Raw genomic sequence first — 7,326 nt, 5'->3', positions numbered from 1 at the left:
CATTTTATCTTAGAATAATTAAATGTCACAAATACGCCAACTTGCAGCGATTATGTTCACTGATATTGTCGGATATACGACATTGATGGGTAATGATGAACAAAAAGCCTTTGAATTATTAAGGAAAAACAGGGGAATACATAAACCTATTATTGATGAATTTGGGGGTAAGTTTATCAAAGAACTGGGAGATGGAGTGATGGCAAGTTTTCCCTCAGTGAGTAATGCTGTATATGCTGCCATAAAAATCCAGCAGCTATGCAGTGATGCCAATGTCTATAAACTTCGAATAGGAATTCATCAAGGGGAAGTTATTTTTGAAGATGAGGATGTTTTTGGAGATGTAGTCAATATTGCAGCAAGAATACAGGCATTGGCAGCACCGGAGAGTATATTTGTTTCCGAATCTGTTCAAAGAGACCTCACCAATAAAAATGATATCAGGTCAGAATTTTTCAAAATTGAAAACCTTAAAAATGTCAAAGAACCTGTTAAGGTCTATAGAATACTGTCTGCATCATCTATTTCAAGTAGTAATCAAACAACAGCCATAGAGAAGTCATCCATTATTCCTGAATATGATTATGATATCCATATCAGTTTCAGGTTTAATGACAATAAATATGATGGTTGGGTTTCAGAACTAGTTACAAAGCTAAAACAGGAACTAAGCGCTACCTGTAAGGATAAACTTTCAATTTATTTCGACATTAATCCGGAAGATGAAAAGAAAAAGTTTTTACAGGAAGATGGATCTGTTTCATCAAAAATTAAATCTTTGATTTTCATTCCAATTATTTCACAAACCTATTGCGATGTTAATTCACTTGTTTGGAAAAATGAATTCAAAGGATTCCTGAACGGTGTACTTAACGAGAAAATAGGGAGAACCATTAAGCTATTGAATGATAATGTTGCCTCAAGGGTAATCCCTGTAAAAATTCATGATATAGATATGGAAGATATCAAACTACTTGAATCAGAACTTTCAGGTGGTTTACGTTCCATTGATTTTATTTTTAGAGAAGATGGTGTCAATCGTCCTCTGTTGCCTATAGATGACGATAAACTTGGAAATCCAAATAGGCCCATGTACCGAAATCAGATCAATAAATTAGCCAACGCCATCAAGGATATAATTTCAGGAGCCAAGCTTTTTCAAAAAGAAAACTCGTTTGGCTATACTGCTTTTTCGCCTACCGCTACCAAAATAGTACCCAATGTGGTATCTACTTCTTTGTCCTCTTCCTTGAAAGTCCAAATGATAGACCGTTCCAGGCCAAATATATTCTTGGCTTGGACATCAAATGATTTAAAGGAGAAAAGAGAAGAGATGGCGATTATCCTCCAAAAAGCCGGATTCAATGTACTTCCTAACATAGATTGTCCGGCAGATGATGAGGTATTTAAGGCAAAAACCATTGAAGCTATCAAACAATGTGTTTGCTCACTCCATATTTTGAGTGGAGAGTTTGGCAGACGTTTCGAATCAGAGGAAAATATCTCTTTTCCGCAATTCCAGTTTCTGGAAGCAAAAAAGATAATTGATGGTACAGATTCTGAATTCAATTCATTTATTTGGGTGCATCCGGAGGCTTCTGAAACTATAAAACCAGCCCAACAAGAATTCATAAAATATATAAGGAACAACATCACCAAAAATATGATGTTTTCCAATAGTGCCGGTCCTATGCAATTGGTAGATGATATTAGGGTTGTTATGATGAAGGAAGAAGTGGAAATTTTTGATTCCAAGGATACAGACATCTTTTTCATTTTCAACCAACAGGATGAGTTGGAAGCGAAAGAAATTACGGATAGGTTGAGTTTGGAATACCCTATCGAAATCATGAATATCATGCCCGATGGTGAAGATCAATATAGGGAAGTTTCTTCGCAACAGATTCCAAAAAGTAAACTTGCCGTGGTTTATTTCAAATATGCTGCAGATTGGGCTTTGCCATTCATCAAACAAATCTGGAAAGAGGTAGGCGGGGCATCTTCCCCCACACCTTTGTTTTTTATTGGGGAAGATGATCCAAGAAGTAATTTTGCCAGGATTTTTAAAGCTCCTAAGGTGGTTTCTACCATTGTTCCCAAGGAGGAAGTACCGGCAGAAGTCAAAAAAGTTTATACCACTGTTGTCAATCTCAAATAACGGGTATGTTTGAAGACTATCAAATATGCCCCTATACGGGACTGCGCTCTTTTACAGAAGAGGAATCTTTATACTTTAAAGGTAGGGAAGATGATATTGATGCTGCTACAGCACAATTGCAGCGGAATAAGTTTTTGATGCTGACAGGTGCTTCGGGTGATGGCAAATCATCACTAGTCTATGCGGGTATCATTCCCAATGCCAGGGCAGGTTTTCTTAAATCGAAATATACCCAATGGTGTGTTGCTGATTTTCGACCTGAAAGATCCCCATTCAAAAACCTGTGCAGATCAATAGCCACTCAGCTTGAAATTCAAAACGAGGTCACTGTTGAATCGGAATTGAAGCATGGTTTCTCTGCAATAGTAGATTTATATAAGAATTCTGATAGGTTTCTTGATGAAGATACACGTGAGTGGGAAGCAGCAGACGAACGAAAAAGAGCAATTATTAAGAGAAAAGCAGCCAATCTGATCATTCTTGTTGATCAGTTTGAAGAATTTTTTACCAATCCTGAAAACTACGATAAAGGAGTTCCTTCAAAAGAAGCCAATCTGGTTTTAAATTTATTACTGGAAACCTCCAAGATAGCATTGGAGGAAGGACTGCCCATCTATGTTATTTTTACCATGAGGTCAGACTTTATCGGACAATGTGCTGCTTTTCGTGGATTGCCGGAATATATTGGTTTTTCCCAGTTTTTTGTTCCCAGGCTTAATAGGGCCCAACTGCAATTGGTAATCGAAGAACCGGCTGTCCTAAGTGGAAATCAAATTACAAGAAGGCTGACTGAAAGGCTGATCCATGACCTGACAGAGGGTGTAGATCAGCTTCCAATTCTTCAGCATGCACTCAATCAGATATGGCATGCGGCCAATAATGGGACAGAAGAAATGGATCTGATTCATTATGCCATGGTCGGGGGAATGTCGGTATCCGAACTGCCGGAAGATCAGGTATTGAAATTTAAAAAATGGTTTGATGATCTGCCTGAAAATATCAAAGCCTGTTATCATGCACCGAGCCTACAGAATGTCCTTGATACCCATACCAATAAGCTATTTGAGCAGGCAAGGGCTTACTATATTGAAAATACAGGTAAGGATATTTCCAACGAGGATACAAAAGCAATTGTCAAAAATACCTTTTCCTGCCTGACCAAAATTGACCAAAGCCGTGCGGTAAGAAACCGAATGACCCTACAAGAAATCACCAATATATTGGGTAGGAAGGAATTCGGTACAATTGAAGTCGGGGCGGTATTGAATATTTTCCGGGAACCGGGCAATACTTTTATCAGGCCATTTATTTCCGATGACCCGGGAAGCCGTACCTTAGATGAAAATGATGTACTTGACATTACCCATGAAAGTTTGATCCGTAATTGGGATTATCTCAAAAACTGGGCGGAGGAGGAATATGACAATTACACTGTTTATCTGGATTATGAGCAACAGCTGAACCGCTGGGTAGATAGCGGAAAATCGAATTCTTTTTTGATGTCAATTGGGCCTTTGACCTATTTTGAAAATTGGATCAATAACCTAAACCCAAATATCCATTGGGTTTCCAGATATCTTCCTGAGGAATTCGATCAGGACAAGAAATTATCCAAAGCAAAAAATATCCTAAAAAATTCAGAGGAATTCTTGTCCAAAAGTGCCAAGAAACATGTGGTGACCAGAACGGTAATGCGGTATGGAGCAAAAAGAATAGGGATAGCAGTTGCCATGATTGCATTTTTGGTATTCAGTTCATTTGCGATTAGGCAATATTTGAGACAACAGAATTCATATATTTTAAATTCCATTAAGGCAGAGTCAATAAAATTGGTCAATAGTCCGAAAGTGGCATTTGAGGATAGAATATATCTCATAGCGGAGCAAATGAAGCTTGACCTTACCAGTATAGATGAGGTGATCAATGCCATTCCCGACCCAATCGAAAAAATCAATATTTCAACAGGAATTGCTACAATGTTGGTGTTTCAGGGTAGAGACGAGCCAAAAAAAGAGATTTTCAGAAGTTTGGCCCTTGCGGACAGTGTAGCATCTGAGTATGGCCAATTCAATAATTCATCTTCTGCATTATCTGCCATTTTGAAGCAATTGAATTTTCTGCGTGCGACTCTGGAACTGGCTTATTATTATAATCCTGATCCTCAAATCAATATTTGGAAAATGGAAAATGCAAAGCGGTCAGGGGAAATAATTTTTCATATTCTCCAAACCCGTCCTGCAGATTTCAGTGATATCAAAAATTTCACCCTGGCGCTGGAACATGCCGTGAACTATTCGGTTTTTAATCAAGAACAAACCAGTGAACTTATTCAAATACTGTCCCCATTTGAAAAGGAAACTAAATCGGATTGGATTAAAGTGAATTTTGATGAGGATAAGCTACTTCAAAGAGGAAATGGTGAATATGGCTTTAAATTCAATGGGCTTTATCAGCAATTAGCCTATTTGTATGCCTCACAAGGCAATAGTGAAAAGGTGTTGGATTGTATGGATGTTTTATTGGCCAATTCCCAAAATAATTACCAAGGGGATTACGCTGCGGGTGCGGATAATGCAGCCAATATAGCTGCTGTATTTTACAAATTTGGTCATGAAAAGGCTTTGGATCATTTTGTGAATGGCTATACCCAGAGAAAGAATATTTCTTCCGAAGAATTTTATATCCGAGTTTTAGGCCGGATGTTAAAATCTGTTACCACCATCAGCAATCTTCATTTATTTCCATTTATGGATGAAACGCAAAATCTAAACCTACAATTCAGTGATAGGGCTCAAATTGGGTTTTTCTTTTCCAAATATAGGGAAGTGGTGATACGGGATATCCAGGTTCCTGACCAAAGGAATTTTTTGATCGCGCTTTCCTATAAAAATGAAGGAATTCTAAAAAACATCAATTATGAAGATCCCAATCCGGGAGAGCTTACTGTTAATCAATTATTAGACAAATCTGTTGAATATTATCGGACAATTGCTCCTTCTTTCCTTGAGGAACCCACTACATTTATAGGAGTTGCGGCAACGGATGATTTGATCCTTCCCCGTAAATTTTTATTCATTTACCCTGATATAAGACTTAGCTTTGCTCCTTTGGAACCAAGGGTATTCTTTTTCTTTTATTTTTCTGATGTTTTTATCGAGCATTTATTGGACAATCAGCTAATGGAGTTCTTTTATCCTAGTAAGGCTGAGCTTGATTTTATTTCTATATGGTTACAGAATTATAAATCAAAAGTTTGGGCACCTAATGGCTTTGTGGTTAAACCAGTCCGTTCTGATGTATTTCAAAAATTGGACATAGAACTGTCCAAAAGAGAGAATATTGCGCAGGTGGATCTGAATTTATTGTACTTATTTTTAGGTGAAAGGGCATATCAAAGAAATGAAGAAGAAGTAATTCATGCCTATTATCAAAAAATAAACCCTGATATTTTATTAAATAATCTTCGTACCAAGGAATATGGAAACCAGGTAAATAATTATGTATTAAGATTGATAGCAACAGCGACTGAAGGTTTGGCAAATTCCGAGAGTTTTGACGAGATCTTTAGATTGATAAAACCATTCAACAAAGCCATCAATAGGTCTTCAATTTATGCCTACGCAGCAAAAGACCTCCTCTACAAAAAAACAAATCCAGAAATGGCAAAAAGGCTTTTGGACTCTGCCAGAGTTGAGTTTGACAGAACCGGAATTGTTACCACAGGCCAACCACATAGAATACAACTTGCTTACGCCAATACCCTTTATGACCCGAAAGAAAATCTGGAGGAGTCTTTTAGAATTATAAAAAATTTACAGCTGAAAATTCTTGCTAATCAATTTATTGTACGCTCTTTGGGTTTTCATTTTTACTTATATGAGGCTAAAAGCCGTTTTCCTGAAAATATTTCTGATGGAGACCAAGCTATTTTGTTGAGCGAAATATTATATGGATATGCAGAGGGCAAAGGAGAGTTAGACGATAAATGGTCTGAATTCCAGGAAAATTATCTTTGGAATGTTACCAAATGGATTATTTACCTTGATGAAAGCAGCTGATATGAATAATATATGTCCATATACCGGTTTAAGGTCATTTACTGAGGATGAAAGCATTTATTTTAAAGGCCGTGATCATCAGATAGATCAGCTTACTGCCTTGTTGGAGCAGAATAAATTCTTGATGGTAACCGGGGCCTCAGGTGAAGGAAAGTCATCTTTGATTTATGCAGGGTTGATTCCCAATGCCCGGGCAGGCTTTTTCAAAGCGAAATACACCAATTGGGTAGTAGCCGACTTCCGTCCGGAGCGTAGTCCTGTCAAGAACATGGCCTCAGCTATTGCAGATAAATTCAACATTCTAGATTCAACGGTTGAAACAGAATTGAGAAGAGGATTTTCATCCCTCATTGATTTATATACCAATTCCGATTTTTATATAGATGAGCAGGATGAAAAGTGGCAGGATTTAGACGAAACAGGAAAAAGAAACAGAAAGAGAAAGGCTGCCAATTTAATGATCATTGTGGATCAGTTTGAGGAATTTTTTACCAATCCCGAAAACTTCTACAAGGAAGCCCCTTCACAGGACTCGCAGATTGTCGTGAATCTGATTTTGGAAACCGCACGCATTGCCCTCAAAAAGAACATACCCGTGTATGTGGTCTGTACCATGCGTTCAGATTACATTGGGCAGTGTTCTGCATTCAGAGGACTTCCTGAATATATCGGTTTTTCACAGTTTTTCGTGCCTCGATTAAAACGAAAAGATTTAAAACAGGTAGTTGAGGAACCTGCGATATTGAGTGGAAACAGGATTTCCCAAAGGTTGATTGAACGATTGGTATATGACCTGTCAGAAGGCTTGGATCAACTCCCTATTTTGCAGCATGCTTTGACTCAGATCTGGTTAGCTGCGGATAGTGGGTCTGAGGAAATGGATCTCATTCATTATGCAAAAGTCGGGGGGATTGCTGCTATTGAATTGCCGGAAAATGATCAAAGAATTTTCCTGCAATGGTTCAAGACGTTGCCTGAACATCAGCGGGTATATTATCATCAGACAGGCCTAAGCAAGGTCATTGAAATCCATGCCAGCATTTTATATGAAAATGCATGGGAATATTACAATAAGACAAATCCTGAAAATCCCATTACCCAGCAAGAATC

The 7,326-nt window shown here is 37.9% G+C and carries 3 protein-coding genes; all 3 read left to right on the top strand.

The features are described 5' to 3' along the window. Positions 1-22: 22 nt before the first annotated feature. On the top strand, positions 23-2,158 hold the full coding sequence (locus ACZFYI_RS12705; RefSeq protein WP_462524506.1) for an adenylate/guanylate cyclase domain-containing protein: 2,136 nt from the start codon (positions 23-25) through the stop codon (positions 2,156-2,158). 5 nt (positions 2,159-2,163) lie between these two features. After that, on the top strand, positions 2,164-6,216 hold the full coding sequence (locus ACZFYI_RS12700; protein WP_462524505.1) for an ATP-binding protein: 4,053 nt from the start codon (positions 2,164-2,166) through the stop codon (positions 6,214-6,216). Between the two features lies 1 nt (position 6,217). After that, positions 6,218-7,326 (top strand): nSTAND1 domain-containing NTPase (locus tag ACZFYI_RS12695; RefSeq protein ID WP_462524504.1); only part of this gene is annotated, 1,109 nt, incomplete at its 3' end.

The sequence above is a fragment of the Aquiflexum sp. genome (assembly GCF_977115555.1).
Note: the sequence above shows the minus strand (reverse complement) of the source record. Positions and strands in the feature narration are given on the sequence as shown.

Bases quoted from the DNA above. Each gene is read 5' to 3' on its own strand.
- ACZFYI_RS12705 (WP_462524506.1), top strand. From the start codon at position 23: ATGTCACAAATACGCCAACTTGCAGCGATTATGTTCACTGATATTGTC.
- ACZFYI_RS12700 (WP_462524505.1), top strand. From the start codon at position 2,164: ATGTTTGAAGACTATCAAATATGCCCCTATACGGGACTGCGCTCTTTT.